The following is a 23838-nucleotide window of genomic DNA, read 5'->3' as shown; positions in this document are numbered from 1 at the left end:
TTATGCATGCCGAATCGTATTTTGACCCCGGCCTATTAATGCACGGCAGTGGGATAGACGTTTCTCAACTCGATTTAAATGACTTTGCAGATAACAATACATTAACGCCCGGCGTCTATGACGTGGTCGTTAATGTTAACATGATCCCGTCAGGGGAATTTAATCTCGCATTTGAAAAACAGCAAGATGGTCATGTTGCCCCCGTCTTTACAGTCGGCGAACTGAAAAAACTGGGTGTTAATACGGCATCTCTGCCCAAGTTAAGAGATTTGAGTGAAGACACGAAGATTGAAAACTTATCCAGTTACATTGCCGATGCTGCCATCACCTTTGATGTACAAACGTTGACGGTGAATTTATCCGTTCCTCAAATTGCCATGGTGCCAAACTTTGCTGGCTATGTACCGCCTGAATTACGCGATGATGGTGTTACCGCGTTAGTGATGGACTATGTCTTTAACTACAGTAATAACCGCCAACTGGGCAAATATCACCAAAAAGCAGGTACCAGTGATTCTCTGTTTAGTAATATCAATGCAGGGATCAACATGGGGCCATGGCGCCTAAGAACGAGTTATTTATATAACTACAGTAAAAGCAGTGGGTCTTCCAGCACAAGTGACTCCAACTTTTCCAATACTTATATCTATCGCACCATTAATGCGATTAAATCAACGCTAAAAGCCGGGGAAATCTCGACCGGTGGGAATATTTTTGACGCCATTCCTATGAAAGGCGCCACGCTAAAATCAAACCCTCAGCTTGACCCTAGCAGCATGCAAGGGTTTGCACCTATAGTGGAAGGGGTGGCGAACACCAATGCGACTGTCACTGTGCGCCAGAACGGCAGTGTGGTCTACCAAACTTTTGTGGCACCAGGGCGTTTTATTATTCGTGACATCCCTGCCAGCGGCTTAGCCGGGGATATGGAAGTCACGGTTGAAGAAGAAAACGGCAAACAAACCGTTTTCACTCAGGCTTATTCCTCGCTGCCAATGATGGAGCGCCAAGGCGCTTATAATTATGAAATTTCCGCGGGTCGCTACAATGGCGGAATTGCCGTGGACTCTGAGCGGAAAAACTTTACGCTTGGTTCCTTCAGCATCGGGCTACCACATAACATTACCACTTATGGTGGGGTGTTAGTTTCTAATGGGTATAACTCCTTTGTGGGTGGGGTCGGCTTATCGTTGGGTGTATTAGGGGCGTTATCTACCGATATTACCCACTCGGATGCTCGGTTTTCAGGGAAAAGCCTCAAAGGGCAATCCTATCGTATCCGTTACTCAAAAAGTTTGTTGTCAACGGGGACCTCATTTGACTTAACGGCATTACGTTATACCTCTGAGAACTTCTATTCGTTCTCAGATTACAATAATGCCGGTTATGCGATTAAAGATGACTTAGCGCCTTGGACGGGAGCGCGTCAACGTTATAGTTTCCAAACCTCAATTAACCAATCTTTTGACTCTTATGGTTCCCTTTCTTTAAGAGCGTCAAAAAATACTTATTGGGGCGGCCAAAACTCAAATACCTCGGTTGGGGTGTCTTATAACAATAACTATAAAGGGGTTTCTTATAGTCTCAGTTATATGGTTGACCGCGTGAAGAGCTATAACAATACTTGGCCTGAGAACCGCGTGGTTTCCTTTGATGTGTCTGTGCCGCTCAGCTTATTAACGAACAGTGAAATGGCACAAACCATGAGCGCGCGTTATGGGGTCAGTGTAGATCAGCACGGTGAAACTCGTCATCAAGCAGGGTTAACTGGTAGCGCGATGAAGAGTCGCTTTAGTTATGGTATCTACCAGAACTATGACAGTTACAATAACAACTACGGGGGAAGCCTGAATGGGACTTACTCCGCGAACAACGCAACATTATCAGCCGGTTACAGCTATTCAGATATGAGCCGCTCAATGAACGGTACCCTAAGTGGCGGTATAGTTGCGCATTCAGATGGGATCACATTGTCGCCAAACGTGGGGGATACGATTGCGATTATCACCGCAGAGGGGGCAAAAGGGGCGTCATTATCCTCTGGCGCGCAATTTGACCGCTTTGGGAATGCCATTATTCCTCAGTTATCCAGTAACACGGCTAACCAAATTGCGGTTAATGTGAACACATTACCGGATGATACGACCTTTAAAGACACCTCGATGATGGTATATCCAACGGAAGGGGCGGTTATTAAGCGTAAGTTTAAAACCAAAATTGGTTATCAAGCGATTATTAATCTGAAAGCCACGGGAAAAATCCCACCTTTTGGGGCGATCGCGACGTTAGTATCAGAAGACGATGAAAACGATATCAATACCGGAATTGTGGGTTCAAATGGCCAACTTTACATGAGTGGGTTACCAAATACTGGTCGTATTAACGTTAAATGGGGTGGTCAATCGGGTCAGTGTACCATTAACTATTCTGCATTAGACACGATTGCAGTTACTGCAGATTCGCCAGTAAGAACTTTAACGGCGGAATGCCAGTAGTCAGACGGGCTAAAAAGACACATTATTATTTATTTTTTACCTATTTTTTGCTTATGTTCATTCATCGATACTAAGCAAAAGATAGGTAATTTTTTTGCTTTCATTAAATTGTCGGGCTAACTCACAAAAAACTCTCTTTAACTCCCCCATCGCACTATGATCTATCGTATAATCGGCGGATTGAGCACCTACATTGATTTAATGTGACTGACTAAGTTATTTTTGGGTCAATAATATGATGGGTTAACTCATCACATTGATAGGAGGGGGTATGCTAGATTTTTTGAAAAATTACGATAATTTAACCATTAGCGAAAAGAAAGTATTAAAATATCTTACAGATAATATAGCGGATATCCCTTATTTAAATATCAATGAATTAGTTGCTAAAACCTTTGTATCAAAAACGGTAATTATTAATTTATCCCAAAAATTAGGGTTTAGTGGGTTCAAAGAGCTTAAGTTTCAAATTAACAACTCTATTTTAGAGCAAAATAAAATAGAAAAAGTAAATATATCATCGTATAAAAAACAGTTAGAAAAGAATATTAATAAGAGCTTTACCTTAATAAATGAAGAACAAATTAAGGATTGCGCTAAGATTCTGCATGGCTCTAGAAATATTTTTATTGTTGCAAGAGGGACAAGCAAAGCGGTTGGCTACTACCTTGAGCATTTACTTTTTGCACTCGGTTTACACTGCTTTTTTATCAATGACTACAATCTTTCTGATTCCTTCACTCGGTTAGTCAGCAAAGATGATACCGTGATATTTATTTCTTTATCTGGTGGGACTAAAAAAATTATTGAAACGGCTAAAATTGTTCAGTTAAAAGGGGCGAATATCATTAGTATGACTGCATTTAACACGAATGAGTTAACCACCTATACTGATAACTCGCTTTTCTGCTTTGCTGATAGTTATGACACTAAGCGCGATGACACAAAATCGAGAATTGGTTTTTTTATTCTCGTCGATTTACTGATTAATGAACTAGAAAGCTTACTTTAGTTACTGCTCCACTTAGTTTTAATTTTCACTTAACACGCTTTTAAAAAGTGTCGTTTCAAAATGACCTAGGTCATAAATCATGACCTAAGATAATCTTTAAAACCGAGACATCATTTCTTTTATAAAACCCCCGAGCTAGTATGCCTTTAATTCTAATAATAGAAGTCATAAGGAAAAAGTATGGCCAGAAGAAAGTTTGGTGAATCTGTTCAACGCTTTGGGAGAACATTACTCCTTCCAATCGGTGTTTTAGCACCTATTGGTATGATATTGGGCATCAGTGGCGCGTTAGTTCAAACCTATATGATCGCGCGTTTTCCATTCCTTGGAAATGAAACTGTTAACGCATTACTCATCAGTATTCGTTCTATTGCAGGGGTAATTTTCGATAATATTCCTCTTTTGTTCGCCATGGGGGTTGCTTATGGTATGAACCAAAGAGATAAGGGGATTGCGGTTTTTGCCTCCGTAGTCGGTTACTTGACCTTGTTGATTACCATGAATATCTGGTTAGTTCTAACAGGTAAACTTGCTGATGCAGCAATCATGAGTCAAGTGGGGCAGATAAAAGTACTTGGCATACAAACCTTAAATATCAGTGCTGCGGGGGGGATCATTACAGGGTTAATTGCATCATGGGCAACCGAAAAATACTATAACCTTGAACTACCAACCGCATTTGCATTTTTCTCAGGTAAGAAATCTGTTTCCATCATTATGATTGGCTTGATGATCATAGTTGGTGCGACACTTCCTTTCATCTGGGAAGTGTTAGTTATGGGATTAATGAAACTATCAGCCGTCTTTTTAAGCCCAGTAGGTCCGTTCTTTACTGCGGGTGGTGAGCGTTTATTTATTCCTTTTGGTTTACACCACGTTTGGAACGTATTATTTAGATTTACAGAAGCGGGTGGTACGTATGTTATTGATGGACAAACCTTTGTCGGTGTTGTTCCTGCATTAACAGAAGTCTTATTTAAACAAGGCCCTGACAGTGAATATTGGGCTATGATGCCAAGCTTGACTCGCTTTATGGCACAGCAGCAAATGTTAGTGACCTTGTTCTTGTTCCCAGCGATCGCATTAGCGATTTATAAAACATCGAAAAAAGAAAACCGTGCAGAAGTGAAATCCATGTTAGTTACGATGGTATTAACTGCGATGCTCGGAAACGTGACTGAACCACTCGAATTTACTTTCGTATTTATTGCACCTTTACTGTATTTAATTTACGCCATCATTGTAGGTATCGGCGCGGTATTACTGTCTTTGGCTGGAGTCGCTATTGGTTATATTCGAGGAACAGTATTCGATTTTACTATCTTTGGATTGCTGTACGAGCACACTAACTGGATATTCTTAGTCATCATCGGGAGCTGTTTAGCGGTTGTCACTTATTTCATCTTCTACTGGGCGATTATCAAATTTGATATTAAAACGCCAGGACGTGAAGAATCGAGTAACTTGAAAAATACATTAATTAAAGAAAAGCGTTATGGGGAAATTGCGGAAATTCTGGTTGAAGCTTTAGGCGGTAAACAAAATATTCGTAACGTAGATAACTGTATTACCCGTATGCGTATCGATGTCGCAGAAGTCAATAAAATCAATAAAGATTTAATGTTGGAATCAGGATGTACCGCATTCTTCTTTCCATCGGCAAACCATGTCCACGTTGTTTATGGACCGAAGGTTGAGTTTGTTCGCAATGCTGTTGATGAAGCAATGAAGAAATAGAGAAGGGACACAAAATGAGAGCATTATACGATTCTAAAAGTAAAACAATTGATGACCGTGGTATAAAAGATCTGCTATCTAATGAAGCGAAATATAAAACTTGGTTAATGTTTGAATCAATGTTAGCTCAAGCGCAAGCAGAGTTGGGGTTTATTCCCCAGTCTGCGGCAGATGAAATAAAAGAAAAAGCGGTTATAGAGAATATTGATTTTGAAGAAATGAACCGTATTTACCAAAAAATTGGCCATGGCTTTGTACCTTTTTTGAAGGTACTCGTGAACGCCTGCTCAGAAGAAAGTGGTAAATATATTCACTACGGTATTACTACGCAGAATATTCAGCAAAGTTCACAGCTGTATATGATGAAAACAGTACACAACAAATTTATGTTGTTGCTGAGCGAAATTATTGAGAACTTATCGAATTTAGCCGAAAGAACCAAACATATGGTCATGCCAGGAAGAACTCATGGGCGTCATGCTATTCCGATTACCTATGGCTATAAGGTTTCAGTTTGGATCAGTGATTTCATTGATTGTTATCAGCGCATGCAAGAATGTGAAAAACGCGTATTCACCATTATGATGGGAGGGGCGGTTGGTGCATTTAACTCGATGCCAGAAGTTGGCATGGCAGTGCAAAAAAGAGTCGCTGAATTAACTGGAATGGAAGCGATGGAAGTGCCATCAAGAAACCTCAGTACCCATAAATTAGAATATATGGCGAATTTGGCACTGATGGCTAACATTTGTCATAAAATCGGCGAAGAAGTTTATAGCACAACCTTAGAAGAAATAGCGGAAGTTTCTGAAGGGTTTACTAAGGGTACCGTTGGCAGTAGTACGATGCCCCATAAAATTAACCCAAAATTAGCCAAGGGAATTATTGCTAATTCGCAGAAACTTTATTCCTTACCAAGTGTAGGAATGTATTCTGCAGTAAGACCATATGAAGGGGACAGTAGTTCCTATATGTTATTCGATGGGCTAATAGAAGAAGCTTTAGAATTGACGACAGAAATTCTCTTAAGGACGGAAGAGCTGTCTAGAACCATCGTTCCTCATGAGGACAGAATGCTACATAACGTACTTAGAAATAAAGGATTAGATAATACTGAGTACGTCATGATGAAGATGGCAGAAAAATTAGGTAAAGATAAAGCTCACGCACTGTTATACGAAGAAGCGATTAAGACGGCAGCTGATGGTGAAGATTTTTATACCAACCTGACTAAAAATAGTGTGATCACCGCAGCGTTCAGTGATGACGAAATCAAAGCCATGTTGGACCCAAGATCCTATATTGGTTTATCGGTGGAAATCGCGGAAAAAGAAGCAAGGCGTGGATTGGCTATTTCGCAACAAATCAAGCAACACTATAAATAAAATCATTAGTCATTTCTAAATAAAGAGTTACCTATTTTATTAGGTAACTCTTTTTAATTATATAACAGTGCTGTTATATAATTTTATAGTTTGTGTTAATTGATATGTTTGAATATAAGAAACTTATTCATTATATATAGATATACTTTTTAAATTGGTGGTAATTATTATCTCATCAAGATGGATATTATCTATGTTAAAACAATATCGATTTACTGCGAAAAAAATTGATTTCTTATTACCGAGTATTAACCACGCCTCAGAAAAACAAAGTACTATTTATATTTATGCTACGGGCTATTTTGATAATGACGAGGAAATAAAAAAAATCAAATTAGATCTCACTGATTTGGCCGTAAACTCAGCACCATTTACGGCTTTGCTCGCCTTTGTTTTTGGTTCAAAAGGGGTTGATGCCAAAACGGGCTTTGTTCCTCCAACTGAACTCGTTTTCACTTGTACAGAAAATAAATGGAATAAAAATACCTATGATATCGTTTCGTTAGCGATTGAATCTGAGGGGCTTTGGCCGTCGTAAAACCATCGCTACTCACTGCTGAGTAGCGATATGCTATGACGATAATTTTAATTTCCAGCTAATGCTCTAGGGAATAATAAATTATTTTCTAAATTAATATGGTTCATTAAATCATCGATTAGTTCATTAATACCATTATATAAAACGCGCCAAGTCGTACAGGCTTCTGGTGGTGGCGTTACATTATGAGTAATGCTTTTGATCGCTTCTAATAAATCGCCAGCGTCATCATGTTCTTGCTCCATAACACTAATGGGGCCCGCTGCATTTTGCCCTAATCCATTTTTGATCATTGGAAATAAAATACGTTCTTCTTTCATCATATGACTTGCAAGCTCTTCAAGTAGAGCTTCTAAGTATTTGGATAACCCATTGGGTACCGTGGGTTTGTTGGCATGAACTCGTTCTACTTTTTGCGCTTGTAATATGAGCTCGGGTAACTGTTCTCTATGCCTGTTATGATAACGAACAACAATGAAATCAATAATTTCACTAAGTGGTGCTTCTCGCCAATCTTTTTCTAATGTCTCTGTAGATAATTCAGCTAATTGGTTTTCTAACAGCTCAATATCTAAATTTAACTTTTCTGCGGAACGGCTTAGCGTTTGCTTTCCACCACAACAAAAATCCATATTATATTGGCGAAAAAATGATGAGGCTCTTGGAATAGATAACGCCAATTGTCCGAGTGTTTTATCTCTTAATTGCATGTTGGGGTCCTTTAAAAATAATACAGGCTTGAGGTTGTTATTGTGAGTCGGTTTTAAGCTGGCAGCGCCCATTGACGAGCAATATCTCGTCCATATGCACGGCAGTCATCTAACGTTTTTGTATCTGGTTTCCATTTGGCTTTTAAAGACAAGGCGGTATTAAAGCCAGCATCCATTAAACGAGTTTGCACGCGGTCAACAGCGCCGCCATTCCACCCAAAACTACCAAAAGCCGCGGCCTTTTTATTTAAGAAACGTAAACCCGTAAGTTCCTCTAGCATTCCTGCAATTTTAGGCATCATGACATTATTCATCGTTGAGGTACCGACTAGTGTACCTTTAGACCTAAATACATGAGTAATAATGTCATTTTTATCACTGCGAGCGACATTGAATATTTTAACTGCAACGTTCGGATCTGCTTCATTGATGCCTTGGGCAATTGCATCTGCCATTAAACGCGTATTATTAGACATCGTATCGTAGAAAATAGTAATGCGATCTTCTTGGTAGTCCGCAGCCCATTTTAAATATAATTCAATAATTTGTGTTGGGTTATCGCGCCATACAACACCATGAGAGGTTGCAATCATATCGACGGGTAGGTTAAAGCCTAAAATTTCGTTCACTTTTGGTGTGACAAGACGGCTAAATGGCGTCAGGATATTGGCGTAATAACGCTGACATTGTTCAAAAAGTTCATTTTGGTCAACTTCATCATTAAACAAGCGTTCATCACAATAATGCTGTCCGAAAGCATCGTTACTAAAAAGTACTGCATCTTCAGTAAGATAAGTCATCATGCTATCTGGCCAATGCAGCATTGGCGTTTCAATAAAAATTAATTGCTTATTATTGCCAATATCGAGGGTGTCACCGGTTTTAACAATTTGGAAATTCCACTCTGGGTGATGATGGTGACCATTGATTGAGTCTATGGCATTGGCGGTACAGTAGATAGGAGTGCGAGGGATATAGCTCATCAGTTCAGTCAATGCACCCGCATGGTCTTCCTCTGCATGGTTAATCACAATATAATCAATCGTGTTTAAATCTATTTGTGCGCGGAGATTACGAACAAATTCACGGCTAAATTTATGGTCGACGGTATCAATGAGTACATTTTTTCCTTCACAAATCAAATAGCTATTATAGCTGCTTCCCTTTAGTGTTTTGTATTCAGTTCCATGAAAGTCTCGTACTTCCCAATCACGTTGCCCAACCCATTGAATATTATTTTTTACATGAATAGCCATCTTAATTTTCCCTATATTTTCGGTATATAGAGATACATAATCAATATTCATGCCAATAATATAATTTATTGATTTTATGCGTTTTTTGTATTTTGAGAATTAAATGTAGGTCATAATGACTATACTTAGAGTTGTCATTATGACTATAATCTTAGTCAAATTGACTATAAGGATGCATGATGGGGTTTTCCGTAGAGGCCTTGGCAAAAATCGCAATAGAGTTACAAAGTGGCATCGAGCATTCAGACCGCTTTCAGCGCCTGATCACCACATTAAGGCAATCACTAAAATGTGACGCCTGTGCTTTGTTGCGTTATGAATCGGGTCAATTTATTCCGTTGGCTATTGATGGGTTAATGCCTGATGTTTTAGGGCGGCGGTTTTTATTAGACGCTCACCCACGCCTTGAAGCCATTGCAAGGGCCGGAGATGTCGTACGTTTTCCTGCCGACAGCCAACTTCCAGACCCCTACGATGGGCTAATACCGCATCATCAACACCTTAAAGTTCATGCTTGTGTCGGCTTACCTTTGTATGCAGGGCAAAATTTAATTGGTGCGTTGACGTTAGATGGTATGGAGCCAGACCAATTCGATGCATTTAGTGATGAAGCGTTAAGATTGGTTAGCGCACTAACCGCAGGAGCATTAAATAATGCATTGCTGATTGAACAGCTTGAAAAGCAAAATATACTCCCCAGCCAGCCTGCTTTATTTAAACCGACAGGTCAGACTGAAATTATTGGTTTATCAATCCGTATGCAACAGTTGAAGAAAGAAATTGAGATTGTTGCGACCTCTGAATTAAATGTTTTAGTGGGGGGAGAAACCGGAACAGGCAAAGAACTCGTTGTAAAATCCATCCATGAAAAATCCCTTCGTGCTGACCATCCATTAATTTATTTAAATTGTGCGGCATTACCAGAAAGTGTTGCAGAAAGTGAATTATTTGGGCATGTAAAGGGGGCTTTTACGGGGGCAATTACCCACCGCAGGGGCAAATTTGAAATGGCCGATAATGGCACTTTATTCTTAGATGAAATTGGCGAATTGTCACCATCATTGCAAGCTAAATTACTGCGAGTTTTACAATATGGTGATATACAAAGAGTGGGGGATGACAGTAGTTTACGGGTAAATGTGCGTGTATTAGCTGCAACGAACAGAGATTTACGTGAAGAAGTTTTGGCAGGAAGGTTCCGTGCAGATTTATTTCATCGTTTAAGTGTATTCCCATTATTTGTGCCGCCTCTAAAAGAGCGCGGCGAAGATATTATGTTATTAGCAGGCTATTTTTGTGAACAGTATCGGCTGCGATTTGGGTTGTCTAGTGTGGTATTGAGTGCGCCATTGCAGCAGTATTTACTTAACTATTCATGGCCGGGTAATGTCCGTGAACTAGAGCATGCGATACATCGTGCGATAGTTTTGACTCGTGCATCAAGTGAGACTGGCGATATTATTTTACAGCCACAACATTTCACATTTGATTACCATGACCATGAATTAACAACTACGGCTCCATTAGCAATTCCAACGATAAAAAATTTACGCGATGCGACAGATGATTTTCAGCGCAAACTGATCACACAGGTATTAGAGCAAAACCATCAAAACTGGTCTGCTTGTGCAAGGGAGCTCTCTTTAGATATTGCCAACTTACACCGATTAGCAAAACGACTAGGCCTTAAATAAGCTCTAGAATACTGAGAGTTTGTTAGCCTTTGGTGCTTATTTTCTCTAACCCATTGATAATAAGATTTAGCCCATCAATAAATCGCTGGTCGTAGTTGTTAGAAAATAGCATTTCTTTTGCTTCCCATGTGTAGGGGAATTTGTCTTGCGACAACTGATTAAACTCAGACTCTTTATTAATTAAATCGCTATCAGCAGAAAAAATAGCGGCTTGCTGTTCAATACAGCAACCTAAAATAAAATAGAAAACAGTCATGGTGCTGCTAGCGGCTTGATTGGCAGAAACCCCTGATTGCACAAATGTTTTAATCAACGCATTATTAATGCGTAATACGTTATCGGAAATAACATAGGTTCCAGCAAAAACACGGGCGCCGTCTCGATGTTGTAATAATGCATCTCTTAGTTGAGATGTGAGCGTAATCAGATTCGCTTTCCAATCTTGTTTATATTGAAAATTAATCGCCACTGTCGCGACAATGTGATCAGCCATTCCTTCAAGCAAGGCTTGTTTATTACTGAAATGCCAATATAACGAAGCTGCCTTAATACCTATGGCATCGGCAAGTTTTCGCATGGTTAACCCTTCAATCCCCTCAGTTTCAAGCAGTGTTAAGGCTGTTTCAAGTACCTGTAAACGTGTGATTTTTGGCGTTCTCATAAATAATTCTCATTTTGTTCTTTATTATCTAACAATGTTAGTTTAACATATTTTATAAACCTAACAATGTTAGATTATCAATATTATTCATCCAGTCGGCAATGCTTAACATACTGTTAGGCCGCATTGAGGTTAATAAAATGACGACAAATGAATCTAAAACATTATCAAAAAGAATCATTTCCTTAACACCGTGGCTTAGTGTGTTATGCATTGGTTTTTTGATCTTTTTTGCAACCTTGAATTGGGACCAATGGCAGGGAACTAAACGTTACCAAGAATCAAATAATGCTTATATTAAAGCAGATTCAGCTATCTTAAAGTCGCGTATGACAGGGTATGTTTCTCGTATTTTAGTTGATGATTATCAATTGGTTAAGCGTGGTGACGTTATCGCAGAAATTAATAATCAAGAAGAGCATTTCAAGCAGCAAATAGCGCAAGCTAATTACCAAAAGGCTCAACAAAATCTCAGCAATCTAGCGGATGAAATTAAAGAGCAAGACCTGACTGTTCAAATGTTATTTAGCCGTTACCAAGCCGCGAGTATTGAAGTTCAGCAAATGAAGCGGAGCCCATTGCTACGTAAAGCATTAATTAAAAGTGGCGCAATTACCCAACAAAATTATTTGGATGCCAATTCAGATCTACAACGCTTAATGAAATTAGAACAAGCAGCGAAAGCGGAATGGGAACAAGCCAAACAATCGTTATATATATTAAGCCAGCAAGAATCAATACGGGTCGCAGAACGGGATATTACCTTTGCGAATTTAAAACAAGCGGAGACTCAAACTTCTTATGCCACTATTACCGCTCCATTTGATGGGCAATTAAATAAAGTTAAATTGAATATTGGTAGCCTTGTTACACCCGGTACAGAGATTGTTACTGTCACACCTAATAAGCAGCCTTATATCATTGCAAACTTAAAAGAGACACAACTGAAAAATGTCTATGCGGGGCAAGCGGTATCTATCATGGTTGATGCTTTTCCAGATTCCACTTTTAAAGGTGTTGTGCGCGATATTGGAGCGCAAAGCAGTGGGGAATCCGCATTAATTCCCGCGGATAACAGTAGTGGGAATTTTACTAAGGTTGTTCAACGTATACCGGTTTATATTAGTTTTTTATCTGAACAAAATCATTTAGATAGGTTGCGTCCAGGTATGTCAGTAGTTGTGGATATTGATACACAAAGTATGGCTAGAAAAGGTAAATAAGATGTTCTTAAGCTTATTTCACGGTGCAAAGGAAACAAAACCTTTATTAGCTGTAGTTTCTGTTTTTCTTGGCGCTATTTTATCGACATTATTTACTCGTATGTTTTCCCTTTCATTAGGTGATTTACGGGGGGTTTTTGCGCTTGGTGTTCAGGAGGGAAGTTGGTTAAACATTGCTTTAAATGCAGCTCAATTAACCAGTATGACATTAACCCCTTGGTTTATGGTTATTTTAGGCGCTGAAAGGATATTGATGGCAACAAGTGCTATTTTACTGGGTGTTTTTGTTGTTTTTCCTATTATTGGAGGAAATTATGGGTTTACAGAATTACTAGTTATTCATTTTATTATTGGTTTGAGCTTAGGTGTTTATTTGCCAATGACAATTTCTTTAGCACTAAGAAATTTACAACCTAATGTCTGGTTGATTGTCATGGCTGCTTACAGCTTAAGGGTTTCTTTAGGAATGGATGCGGGGGTTGGTGTTTCTGGGTCATTTATTGAGGTTATTGGCTGGCAGTGGCTGTATTGGGGATGCGCATTGTTTGCTGCAATGATATGCATATTCGCATGGAAAGGATTACCGCTAAGTGAAATAAATTATGGGCTTTTTGAGAAAACAGATTGGGGAGGAATGCTCCTTAAAATTCTAAGTTTGGTTTTATTATATATAGGTGTTGTACAAGGTGAGATGTTGGGTTGGGGGGATTCCGGCTTTATTATTTCTTGTCTTATCGGGAGTGCTTCACTGTTTACTATTTTTATCGTGAGAGCATTATATTTTGAGCAGACCTTTGCTCATCCCAATTGGTTAGCTAATCGAAATTTGTGTATTTGTTTTATTATTTCTTGTTTGTACGGTTTCTTAATGTTGACTAATTCCCTATTTATTCCTTCATTTTTATCGTCTGTGGGGGGGTTAAAACCATTCCAAATTGGTGAAGTCACGAATATTGCGTTTATCGCTTATTTAATTTTTAGCCCAATTGCCGTTTGGTTTGCTAAGCGGGTTGATGGCCGATTACTAATGACGCTTGGTGTTGTATTAATGGGTTATAGTTGCCTGCTCGGTATGCAAATTGATTACCAATGGCGTATACATGAATTTATTCCGTTAATGATCATACAATCCGTTGGTGAATGTTTAGTATTAATCGGGTTAATCTCGTTATTTGTCGTGAATATGCAACCGCAATTTGCGCTGCATTTAGGTGCTTATGTTTCAATTGCAAGAGTACTAATGCCCGGGCTTGCTGGGGCATTAATGAATACGTATTTACGTATTTCTTTTGATGAGCATTTTGGCCATAAAACTGCGTTTATTCAAACAGGTGAACAAATGCTAAGTACTGAAAATAATACTATGTCTATAGTATCGTTAATTAATCGAGAATCATATGTTGGCTCGTTTATTGATGGATTTAGTCTTATTTTCGTCATTGCTATCATCGTACTTGTACTGATTTGTTTTTTAAAACCTAGCCCAGAGAATCATATTGTCCCTTTTAGTCGCTAATCTCTAACCTCCTTCAGGGGGAGAGAAAACAATGCATTGAGTTTTTCTTGATTAAGTATTCTTTCAATTGTTCAAGTTCTTTAATCGGCTTATTTTGGTTTTGTAACCGATTAATAAGTTGGTTTAGCTTATTAGGTTCTAAGTGATTTTGCTGTATTCGTTTTTCAAGGACAAGTAATGCACGTTTCTTGGATGGAGAATGGGCAAATTTTTTGTTAAGGATAAATAAATTTAGCCAAATACCATGGTTGATTTCAAAAAAATGTATTGTAGAGGTAAAAGGTTGTTTATTTTTCCTTGCTAGTAATAACCCGCTAAGTAAGCGATGCATTATCTGGGTTGTTGATGGTTTGTTGCCTTTTAATAGCAAATTTATCCCTTGCTTAAATTGCTGTTCTGAGAGATGAATTAATTGCTGGTAACGTTTTTTAGGGTTGGTTGGGAAAATCCAAGCAAAAGCCGCCATCGCGACGAGCGGGCCGGATACCACTGCGATAGCATTACCCACATTTTGCGCAAATGTGAGGGGAAATGGGTAGCTAGGTTGTAGTAAAATCAGCGAAACCATGATGTAGTCAAATGCGATCAGAATTAATTTATTGTGTGAATAAATCACAACGCCACTGATGATTACTGGGATGATTAACAATGTCATCTGCCATGATGATGAGGCGAAAGGCCATAAACACCAAGTGCAAATTAATGCGACAATCGCGCCAAAAAATTGCCCGGTAAAGATGTATTTCATAAACTTTGCTGGGTAATCGATAGAAGCAAACAGTGCTAACATTACGGAAAGACCGAGTGTGAGATAGGCTAAAGCTTGCCATTGTGTCCATAGCCACAAAACCCCCACGGCACCTATGGTAACAAAGGAACGCGTAAAAGCATGCCAAGCAGAAATCTTATTTTGATGAAGTTTTAGCGGGTCATTTTGATTCGTGCGTTTGATTGATTTACCTAACATTGCGTAGTAAAGGGGGATTAGCAGTGTTTTGAGCGCACCATTCGGGCACAAAGATAAAATATGTTTCCATTGGGTATCCGTGGGCTCCTGTGATGGGAAATAGAAAGATGGCATGGATTGAAATTGTTCTAAGTGTAGCAATATCTGGCTTTGGGAAATGAGTTTTTGCCGTGCTTTGGCGACCTGTTTACGGTGATAATGCCAGCCAATACGGTTAGCTTCTAAAATATCTTCATAGCTCACCATTGCCTGCCACAGTTGTTCAATATCCTGTTGTTTGATAGGCTTTTTTTTCTCGATCACTTGGTGCATAACTTGATAAAACTGCGTATCAATTTGGTTTTTAAGGGTAATCACAGGTTCTTGTTCACGTTTTGGGGTAAACAAAAAATTGAATACCACCGCTGAAAGCACTCCGACAAGGATTGTCCACAATCTATCCCAAGCTACCATAAACAAGTCATCGGTGCTGTGAACACTGAGCATACTGACCATCACCGCAGAGTAACCTGCCAAAAAGGTACCATAGGCCACGAAGCCTTTTTGTAGTTGGCCTATGCCACTACATGCACCTAACCACATAGCTAATCCTACGATAAACAATAAGGGGTTGATGAGATGTAGTTGAATTAATACCACCCCAGCTAATACGCCTATCACGGTTCCCGCGAAACGCCACCAACTTTTTTCCAGTAGGTTTTCACGCCAAGGTTGTGCTGAGGCCCAGACGGTCATAGCGGCCCATTGTGGGTGAACAAGTTGTAAATATTGTGCAATAAAAAGGGCGGCAATCGATGCGCAAGCGGTAATGATAGCAAAACGAAAGCGCATAGGGTTAAACCCTAAGCGAAGCAGTAAATTTGTATTATGTGGCATAGATTATCGATAAATTTGGCGTGTTAAATGGGTTAGTAGTTGATAAAATCAACCAATTGCGGTGTGATTATCGACTAATTAGTTGATAAAATCAACTAAAGAGGGTTTTATGCGTACAGAACAGGCTCGGGTATTTGGGGTGATCAGTCGAGCGGCTCACCATTATATGAAATGGATGGGGGAGCCTTATGGGCTCAATGCGATTGAATGTTTGATGATTTTACATGTTCATCAATATGATGCCTCTACACTAGAACAAATTTCGAAAGCGATGGTGGTGGATAAATCGGTAACAACGCGAGGGATCGGTAAGTTTTTAGACAAAGGCTGGATAGTGAAAACCAATAGCCAAACTGATAAACGGGCTTACCATATATCGTTGACGCCACTTGGTCACACTATCGTAGGTGAATTGAATGATAAGTTAGATAAGTGGAATGACTACTTAGCCGCTGATCTATCTGAACTGGAAGCGCAGCAATTATTTGCTTCCTTGGAGAGCCTAGCTAAGCGTGCGGTTGAAAGTTCAGCAGATGATTTTCCTTTGATATGCGAAGGGAAAACGCAGTGAGACTCAATAAAAAGCCAGTTGAGTTTAGCAACTGGCTTAGTGGTTAAATCAAGTTGTTATTTAAATACTAGGTTTATGAGGATATCGGTTTCCTCCTTCCCAATAAAACTCTATTTCGTTAACAGTTGCTGATTTATCACCAAATTTCAAATGAGTTTTTAGATTCCCCGTTCCATACTCATTGCGTAAACAATTACTTAGTACAGAGTACTTTCTCTCGATACTATTGAATTTATATCGTCCTGACGTGGTAAATTCAAAATAGTTCTGAAAATCAACATTATCTGCACTATTTTTGACGTGTTCAACGGTATGGTTAATACGCAGTGGCGTCAGTAATTTTTTACTGCCTATATCCAGTTTAGTGATTGGCTGGATCATAAAATGTCGCGGGTTTCTAAAGATATCCAAATTCGCTTTACATTTATTATTGCTATCATCTTTATTAACTTCAAATTTATAGTCGGGCTTTATGATGCTGTATTTGCCATTTTTTTCATCAATAATTTGACCGACGGCTGCAACGACTTGAGGGGCTAACGATTTGACGTGATCGAAGCCATTCTTGCTATTCACATTGAAAGGTAAAGGTTTTTTCTCTCCCGCAAAACCAGTGATAACATCAGTGAATGACAGGTGGATCACATCACTTTTTTGATATTGTAGAATGATATTATTATTTCGGTTAACAAAATCGTAGCGACTGCCAACTAATGAACGAAGCTTACTAACAGCTTCTGAGTCAATATGTTGTTTTCACGTTTTTCCTAAATAATAGTTAATGTTGAGGCCAATGCGTGAATCTTGCTGAGTGAAAAATCCTTGTCTGCCTCGAGCCGAACTTGAGCGTTGCCAGTTCGATTTAGCCATTGTTGAATAGAATCACTTGCTGTTGACATCGCCATATTGCGAGCTAGCTTTTCGGCTGAATCTACACTGGGTTTATTTGAGAGAAATTTACCCGCTTGAGTGGTGAATTGAGCGAACTTCATTTCTTCGGGGGTTGGCGTTGCTGCCGGTTGGGGCTGTTTTATATCATCCCACTGGATTGTTGGGAGGGGAGCCATGGGGATATCTAATTCATCACCCGGCTTTAATTGTTCAAATGAATGGGCGAAGGTACGGAATTGATTCAATTTCCTTAGTGAATTCACGGACATATTATAGTGTTTAGCGATGGTCGCCGTGCTTTCTCCCTCTTTTAAAACATAGGGTTGGGTTTGACGGTAGTTTAGAGAGGCGGTGTTTGGCAACCATTTAACGTTATTGTTATTTGAACTACTCGCCATGATCGGGGTGAAGGTACAGGGCAAAGGAAAACTAATTTGGCTAATAATATTTAGCCAAGTTATTATTTTGTAATGTTTAGGAATAGGGTCCCATGCTCCGGTTTTCATCAAATAGCTCCGAATAGAATAAATTAAGAATATGTTTATGGTGTATTTCAATGGAAATACCTAGCTCCATCCTTGGGGCTAAAATAAACGTCATAGAGTGATAATTAATTTATTTTATGGTTTTATTTTAGCGGTTATTTCATTAATGATATTGTTTTTTGTATAAACTCGTCACGGAATTTTAATTGAATTATTATTTATATACTTATTTTGTTGATGATACTGAAAGTGTGATTTTTTCTGACAAATTCCTAGGTAATTCTGTTACTTTATTGTTCATCAAGATTAACTCATCATTTTTTTCAACTCGGATGCTAATGCCTAAATTTGGAGCATTATTAACAAGCTCCTCAAGTAAATCGAGTTTGAAACTAATGACCTTGCTAGCTTCATTGGTGTGTAGTTGATAGTTTAATAAACTCTCTTTTGGTGATGCTAATGTATCTATTGGGCTGATAGATAGAGTAATTTCTGAATTTTCAGGAATGATTGACTGTGAATAAATCTCCCCTTGTAATTGGTGGTCTGTGTTGCTTAGAAAGTTTTTAGGAAAATAGCTACAGCCTAACAATGTGCTAATAAATAATATAGGTAACAAAGACTTATATGCTTTTCTTAATGCTTTAATAATTAGCATGATAATAACTCAACTTATTGGAATGAACGGACAAAGATTTTCTGGAAGAAACATTTAATATAAGAATATAATGTGTTTCCTAAATTGTATTTTGATAAAATAGGCATCTCTGATTTTTCCCCAGTATATAAAATGCCAATTCTAGGTAAGGTCATAATCAAATTTTCGTCTAAATCAACCTTTTTAAAAGATTGGCGTAACTGCCTAACTAACTTGTAATAGCTACTTTCAGTCACAATAGTTCCTCTTTTCTCCCAAATTTCATACATAACTTCTCTCTTGTTGCTTGTCTTAGTTAATAATATTTTTAATAAACAAGACTCGTTTTCGGTAAGATTAGCGGATATTTTCCCTCGTGAAAGGGTTCTTTTTAATGGGTCATAAACGACTTGTTCAGCTAATAAGACCGTTGGCTCGATTTCATTGTAATCAACACTACTCATACATTTTTCCATAATTAATAAATTGATAATAAGTCATATCTACCCTAACTGGCGATAATATATGCTTCAATATAAAAAAATGATATTACATAAAAATAAGGTCGTTTTTTTATATTAAGACATATTATGACAACAGGGTAAATTTAAGGCATTTATGGTGGGGATATATATCAAAAAAATAGTGATATTTTTTATTTTTTTGTTGGGCGAGTTCAGGTCGTATGTTTTTTATTAAAAATTAAGACGAAATTTATTAATGATTGATAATACCCCCAACAATTGAAATTGATGGGGGCGGTAAAATTAAATGATCTCAACATCATCCTCATCATCAGTTTCTAATTTTATCTGACCAATATTACGGTTGAGTTGTTCTGATATAGGTGCACTCATCAGGCTGATTGAGATATAACGCTTTAAAGCTTTATTAAATCGGTCATTAAGTGACGGGACTTTTTCATCTGGGCGTGATGAAAGGGCTTGAGAAGCTCCAGCAATAAACTCTTCTTTTTCATTTTTACTTAAGTGGATCATGGTCTTAAAAAAGTAGGCAAAGAACTCTTTCTCGCTATCTTTTTGTTCTAATTGATTAATGAAAAGATCAATTTTCATTTTTGTCTCCGATGACATGGGGATAGCCGTAGTTTTTTTATCATTTAAAGTAGATGAAGAGGTTGGGTTGGACGCCGCTGTCATTTTTTGTTGAATGTCTTGCTTCGATGACAAAGTAAGTTCTGGCGTTAACGTCAACAGTGGTGATGAGTTTAGATTATTTACTAATAGAGTCATGTTCGCCTCGATGAATGTTCAATAATGTAATTAGCGCTTGATACGCTTTTTTCCGTTTTTCTATAATTTGGCAGCGGTTAGCGACAGAAAAAATTTGCGGTAACGTATTTTTGGCAGCAATTGATGGCGAAAAATAACAAATTTTATTATCTACCTCTAATGCAATGGTTGTGCTACTTGTATTTGTTTGAACTTGTATTCCAGAATGCTGCTCTTTCAAAAAGGGTTGCATATCAGCGGGAAGGTGTAGGTTTATATTACAAGGGTTTTCCTGTTGATGAAGAAAATAATCTGCCACAATATCCTTTATGCGTGGGTCACTAAACAATTTAACGAGTAACGTTTCAAGTTGTTCTGCACTTTGGCTAAGTCGTTTTTGTAATGCGATTTCGCTGTTATTAAGGCTTTCAATGAAATCGGCAAGTAATTGTTTAGCACCATCATTATAACCTTGCTGATAAGCGGTTTGGTATATGCTTTCTTTTTCACTTACTGCCTGCTGGTAGTAATCATTTGCCTTAGATTGAGCATATTGAATTACATTTTTTTTGTATTGAGAGGCACTTAAAGCTCGTTTTTTAATTAACACTCTTTCTTGTGAAGTCTCTTTAACTGATGGCGGTATTTTCATTGTTTTTGTTTCTATTAATATAATGGCATATTTCTTCAATGATATTCCAAGGCAACATTGTTTCTCTATGTGCTGGGATCATTTGTTGAATTTCACGATTAAACATATACTTAGCACGTAGGATATAAGCGCTGCCAAAAGGGGCTAAACTCGATAAAACCTTTGCAGCACCTAATGCAATTAATGCGGTAGGTGCATTATTGTTTAATATATCTTGGGCATTTAATGGCCTGCGGAAATATCGGCGTAATGTTTCACTATTTGGTAATTTCCTTGATTGTTGCTGAGACTCCGTTTGCATTACCCCTCCAATGTGCACTGCCACAATGGGTAATTGCTTCCAGTGTATGGATAGTACGTTAGGCAATAAGGGAGTACGAGGGTTTGCGCTGGGTAATGCGTATTGCTCTATCAGTTTGTGGTTATGCTGCTCCTGTAATAAAACGGGTAATTGATGATAAAAATCACCATTAAATTCCGAGTGGAAATAGCTACCAGGTGCAAGAAAAATATCTTGCTGTTGAATAAGGAGTTTATTTAGTCTCTGCATTGGGCGCATTCTCAACCATTTTTATGGGGGCTTTTTTATTTGCTTGGCGCTTCCAGATAAAAACTAATAAGCCAAACAATAAAACGATAATGCTAATAATGGCACCCAGAATGATTGGGTTAATTAAACCTGTCGGTTCTGATTTAATTTGGTATTGCAATGGTGGTCGGTTAACAATCACCACAGAAACATTATCGTAAGTGGTTTCTGCAAAGCTACTGTTTAAAAACAGTTTGATCTTATTCATCATCATCTTGGGGTCTTCATTCCCTGAATATGTCACCAGACTTGATATTTTTTGTACTTGTTTAGCCGAACCATTGCCATTTAATGGGTAGCTGACATGTACTCTGGCATTGACGACTTGTGGAATAGACAGTAATGATTGTTCAAGGCGTTGTTCAATCAAAGAAAGTAAACGTGTTCGCTCTGCTTGCGGAGAAGCGACCAGTGAATCACCAGGAAAGGCTTGGATAATTTCGACTGGGTCTTTTGATGGCAAGTTATACTGGCGCAATAAGTCGACAGCAATCACGAAGTTGTCGGGGGAAACTCGAATGGAGTCTCCCGTTTTATTATCGTGTTTACGGTGAGCTTCAACGCCATGCTCCTGCAAAATCGCTAGCACCTCGTTGCTTTGCCGTTGGCTTAAGTTACTGAGTAGTAATTGGTTATCACACCCCAGTAATAAACCTACAAAGCTAATTAACAGTAGTTTCTTTAAAATATTCATGGCTTATTGTGCTTTTAATACCGTATCAATCGCGGAAACACTTTTATGTGTTAGTGTACTCACCATACTCATGGCTAAATTGTAATTACCGACTTGATTTTGAATTTCAAGTAATTTAGCTGGGTTACTGACATCTGTATTATTGGCTTGATTAATTAAATTGGCTTTTTCATTACTAGCTGCTGCAGTATATTCTGCAAATAATTGTTTTACTTTGTCTTCAAATGAACCTATCGGTACTGCTGTTTTAATATCATCGGTAATATTAGGTAATGTAGAAAGTGATATTGGGGTAATCATAAATTTATCCTATAGAAAATAAGGGTGCTATATATAACAGCTCCCTTATAGGCTTATTAAACGTTACGGATGATTGCTTGAGCGGCGTCTTTAATCGATTTCATGACGTTGCTTTGTAATTGACGTGCCATATTATAGTTACCACTTAATGCGGTAATCTGACCTAGTACTAATGGATTGTCTACTTCAAGTGTGGAATTATTAAGCATAGCATGTAATTCGTCTGCAATCGCTTTTGTTCTTGTACTGATACCAGCGGAAGCACGGTACATCATCCCATATTTACTTCGTATAGAGTCGATGGTTTCGAAGGTTGATGCGTCCCATTCTCCTGTAGTTGAACCTGTAGTTGAACCTGTAGTTGAACCTGTAGTTGAACCAGTAGTTGGCATAATAACTTCCTCTTTTTTGTTAATATTAAAATCTATTTGAATTGAATAACCAATGGTTGTTACCTAATAAAATATAACCATTGGATTTTGTGATAAAAGACTTGCCTGTTAATTCATTATTGGCTAATGAAATAGAAAATTGAATTTGTCTTTCTCCCCATTGTTGATAAAACGAACTTACGAAAGTTATTAATGAAGTAGTTTGTTTGTCATTTAAACTATCTTTAATAACGAAGATTGTTTTGTTATTTTCGGTTATTTTATGCCATTGAACATTACTTTCTGTTAATCCTAGTTCGGATTTTTTTATTAATTCATCAATGTTTGAAGTTTTAAATTCACTTTTACTATAACATTGAAAATAACTTGAGAATGTTTGGTTGATAAACTCTATTTCTTTACTTGATATTTTTTCTTTTAATAGTTTTATAGTAGGGTTGCATGGGTTATCAATATTTATTTTTAACAAGTTAGGAATGAATTCTGCTAGTTTATTCTCTATTTCATATTCAACATAACTGATTTTATTTATTTTAAATTGATTGCGATACTTAGATTTTAATAGACGTTGCATGCTCCAATCTAAATCCCTTTGAGTTTTAACTAAAACCAGGATTTCATCTTTTTTGCCTTCAGTGACCACGACTGGGTAATGGTTTCCATTAATCAACTCTTCAATAGCGTGTCTTTTTTTCTCTACTATTGTTTTTGTTGTTTCGGAATTATAGGGAATAGACATGAAACCGATAAATGCCAGTGTGATTATTGATATACCGATTATTATTTTGCTGGCGTATGGCGATTTTTTAAATTTATGCCTCATTTTTTCTGTTTTAATAGTACTGTCTGGAATAGTTTCCTCCATAAGAGGGAGCTCCCAAGGTGTATCGATACGTTTAATCGCAAAAGGAAATAGCTCTTTTAAAACAGTCTCATGCAGATTGATTGGGATGATTTTACTTTGATTTTTAGTATGAAGGTCAATCGCGATCTGGTCTTCATAGGAAATGATTGAGAAGGTAAAAGCTTCCTGATGGCTGGGTATCGAGTAACTCGTGAACCCTTCATCAGAAATATTAGTTTTGTAATCATTATCCTCACCAATAATAATCAAGTTAGCATCTAAATTTATTATTATTTCCTGATCGCACATTTCACCACTGGCGATCCTCATAATGTAAGTGCGGTTATTTATGTCTGTCATACATGTAATCTCAATAAAATTATTTAAACGTATTAAACAGTGAAAATATTATTCAGTCAGCTGAATAGATCTTATTCATTTACACTAAGGGGTGAGGAGGCAAAGTATGAAGTATTCTGCT

23 protein-coding genes and 1 pseudogene are annotated in these 23838 nt (G+C 37.9%); 9 read left to right on the top strand and 15 right to left on the bottom strand.

Translation table 11 applies throughout. The features are described 5' to 3' along the window. The 5 genes from ACPEH5_RS09950 to ACPEH5_RS09930 form a co-directional block, all read left to right on the top strand. Positions 1 to 2495, top strand: a 2495-nt coding sequence (locus tag ACPEH5_RS09950) for a fimbria/pilus outer membrane usher protein (RefSeq protein ID WP_423727033.1), incomplete at its 5' end; no start/stop codon positions are given. Between the two features lie 271 nt (positions 2496 to 2766). Next, positions 2767 to 3507, top strand: coding sequence for a MurR/RpiR family transcriptional regulator (locus tag ACPEH5_RS09945; RefSeq protein WP_042843313.1), 741 nt, complete (start codon positions 2767 to 2769; stop codon positions 3505 to 3507). 180 nt (positions 3508 to 3687) lie between these two features. After that, on the top strand, positions 3688 to 5244 hold the full coding sequence (locus tag ACPEH5_RS09940; RefSeq protein WP_042843314.1) for a PTS transporter subunit EIIC: 1557 nt from the start codon (positions 3688 to 3690) through the stop codon (positions 5242 to 5244). A gap of 14 nt (positions 5245 to 5258) precedes the next feature. Continuing rightward, positions 5259 to 6629, top strand: a complete 1371-nt coding sequence (locus ACPEH5_RS09935) for a class-II fumarase/aspartase family protein (protein ID WP_042843315.1) — start codon at positions 5259 to 5261, stop codon at positions 6627 to 6629. A gap of 193 nt (positions 6630 to 6822) precedes the next feature. Further along, a complete protein-coding gene (locus tag ACPEH5_RS09930; RefSeq protein WP_042843316.1) occupies positions 6823 to 7167 on the top strand; it encodes a hypothetical protein in 345 nt (114 codons plus the stop codon). 47 nt (positions 7168 to 7214) lie between these two features. On the opposite strand, the gene ytfE is transcribed toward ACPEH5_RS09930, so the two are convergent. Further along, the gene (ytfE, locus tag ACPEH5_RS09925) at positions 7215 to 7877 is read right to left on the bottom strand and encodes an iron-sulfur cluster repair protein YtfE (protein ID WP_042843317.1); all 663 of its coding nucleotides are present in this window, start codon (positions 7875 to 7877) and stop codon (positions 7215 to 7217) included. Between the two features lie 62 nt (positions 7878 to 7939). Further along, a pseudogene (norV, locus tag ACPEH5_RS09920) lies at positions 7940 to 9133 on the bottom strand (anaerobic nitric oxide reductase flavorubredoxin); the annotation flags it as partial. A 179-nt stretch (positions 9134 to 9312) separates the two neighbouring features. Here norV and norR point away from each other — a divergent pair. After that, positions 9313 to 10827, top strand: a complete 1515-nt coding sequence (gene norR, locus ACPEH5_RS09915; RefSeq protein WP_129466894.1) for a nitric oxide reductase transcriptional regulator NorR — start codon at positions 9313 to 9315, stop codon at positions 10825 to 10827. A 22-nt stretch (positions 10828 to 10849) separates the two neighbouring features. Here the strand turns inward: norR and ACPEH5_RS09910 are convergent, their stop codons facing one another. After that, on the bottom strand, positions 10850 to 11488 hold the full coding sequence (locus tag ACPEH5_RS09910; RefSeq protein WP_071547578.1) for a TetR/AcrR family transcriptional regulator C-terminal domain-containing protein: 639 nt from the start codon (positions 11486 to 11488) through the stop codon (positions 10850 to 10852). A 140-nt stretch (positions 11489 to 11628) separates the two neighbouring features. Between ACPEH5_RS09910 and ACPEH5_RS09905 the strand changes: the two genes are divergently transcribed. Then, positions 11629 to 12711, top strand: coding sequence for an HlyD family secretion protein (locus ACPEH5_RS09905; protein WP_210814574.1), 1083 nt, complete (start codon positions 11629 to 11631; stop codon positions 12709 to 12711). A gap of 1 nt (position 12712) precedes the next feature. Continuing rightward, positions 12713 to 14227, top strand: coding sequence for an MFS transporter (locus ACPEH5_RS09900; protein ID WP_042843325.1), 1515 nt, complete (start codon positions 12713 to 12715; stop codon positions 14225 to 14227). Between the two features lie 13 nt (positions 14228 to 14240). Here ACPEH5_RS09900 and ACPEH5_RS09895 read toward each other — a convergent pair whose 3' ends face one another. Then, the gene (locus ACPEH5_RS09895) at positions 14241 to 16070 is read right to left on the bottom strand and encodes an FUSC family protein (RefSeq protein ID WP_423727032.1); all 1830 of its coding nucleotides are present in this window, start codon (positions 16068 to 16070) and stop codon (positions 14241 to 14243) included. A 109-nt stretch (positions 16071 to 16179) separates the two neighbouring features. Between ACPEH5_RS09895 and ACPEH5_RS09890 the strand changes: the two genes are divergently transcribed. After that, entirely contained in the window at positions 16180 to 16641 is a 462-nt protein-coding gene (locus ACPEH5_RS09890) for a MarR family winged helix-turn-helix transcriptional regulator (RefSeq protein ID WP_042843327.1), read from the top strand. Positions 16642 to 16701: 60 nt separating this feature from the next. Here the strand turns inward: ACPEH5_RS09890 and ACPEH5_RS09885 are convergent, their stop codons facing one another. The 11 genes from ACPEH5_RS09885 to ACPEH5_RS09835 form a co-directional block, all read right to left on the bottom strand. After that, positions 16702 to 17286 (bottom strand): hypothetical protein, encoded by a 585-nt coding sequence (locus ACPEH5_RS09885; RefSeq protein WP_210787175.1) that lies wholly within the window; start codon positions 17284 to 17286, stop codon positions 16702 to 16704. Positions 17287 to 17408: 122 nt separating this feature from the next. Next, positions 17409 to 18038 (bottom strand): LysM peptidoglycan-binding domain-containing protein, encoded by a 630-nt coding sequence (locus ACPEH5_RS09880; RefSeq protein WP_210787176.1) that lies wholly within the window; start codon positions 18036 to 18038, stop codon positions 17409 to 17411. A 205-nt stretch (positions 18039 to 18243) separates the two neighbouring features. Further along, a complete protein-coding gene (locus ACPEH5_RS09875; RefSeq protein ID WP_281110830.1) occupies positions 18244 to 18675 on the bottom strand; it encodes a hypothetical protein in 432 nt (143 codons plus the stop codon). A gap of 14 nt (positions 18676 to 18689) precedes the next feature. Beyond that, positions 18690 to 19118 carry a winged helix-turn-helix domain-containing protein gene (locus ACPEH5_RS09870; RefSeq protein WP_129466901.1) on the bottom strand — a complete coding sequence of 143 codons (429 nt, stop codon included), beginning with the start codon at positions 19116 to 19118 and terminating at the stop codon, positions 18690 to 18692. Between the two features lie 303 nt (positions 19119 to 19421). Continuing rightward, a complete protein-coding gene (locus ACPEH5_RS09865) occupies positions 19422 to 19907 on the bottom strand; it encodes a hypothetical protein (protein WP_129466902.1) in 486 nt (161 codons plus the stop codon). Then, positions 19888 to 20538: a hypothetical protein gene (locus ACPEH5_RS09860; RefSeq protein ID WP_210815586.1), complete on the bottom strand. Its 651-nt coding sequence runs from the start codon at positions 20536 to 20538 to the stop codon at positions 19888 to 19890. The genes ACPEH5_RS09865 and ACPEH5_RS09860 overlap by 20 nt, the downstream gene beginning before the upstream one ends. Further along, positions 20516 to 21088 (bottom strand): hypothetical protein, encoded by a 573-nt coding sequence (locus ACPEH5_RS09855; protein ID WP_071548810.1) that lies wholly within the window; start codon positions 21086 to 21088, stop codon positions 20516 to 20518. The genes ACPEH5_RS09860 and ACPEH5_RS09855 overlap by 23 nt, the downstream gene beginning before the upstream one ends. Next, complete coding sequence (gene sctJ, locus ACPEH5_RS09850) at positions 21072 to 21821, bottom strand: type III secretion system inner membrane ring lipoprotein SctJ (protein ID WP_129466904.1); 750 nt, start codon at positions 21819 to 21821, stop codon at positions 21072 to 21074. Before sctJ ends, ACPEH5_RS09855 begins: the two co-directional genes overlap by 17 nt. A gap of 3 nt (positions 21822 to 21824) precedes the next feature. Further along, positions 21825 to 22121, bottom strand: a complete 297-nt coding sequence (gene sctI, locus ACPEH5_RS09845) for a type III secretion system inner rod subunit SctI (protein WP_164975530.1) — start codon at positions 22119 to 22121, stop codon at positions 21825 to 21827. 56 nt (positions 22122 to 22177) lie between these two features. Continuing rightward, positions 22178 to 22513, bottom strand: coding sequence for an EscF/YscF/HrpA family type III secretion system needle major subunit (locus ACPEH5_RS09840; protein ID WP_187550807.1), 336 nt, complete (start codon positions 22511 to 22513; stop codon positions 22178 to 22180). 25 nt (positions 22514 to 22538) lie between these two features. Continuing rightward, positions 22539 to 23717 (bottom strand): PrgH/EprH family type III secretion apparatus protein, encoded by a 1179-nt coding sequence (locus tag ACPEH5_RS09835; RefSeq protein ID WP_129466906.1) that lies wholly within the window; start codon positions 23715 to 23717, stop codon positions 22539 to 22541. Positions 23718 to 23838 lie beyond the last annotated feature (121 nt).

Source organism: Providencia sp. NPDC089933 (assembly GCF_049545585.1).
Taxonomy (GTDB): domain Bacteria; phylum Pseudomonadota; class Gammaproteobacteria; order Enterobacterales; family Enterobacteriaceae; genus Providencia; species Providencia huashanensis.
This window is presented reverse-complemented; position numbering and strand designations above follow the sequence as displayed.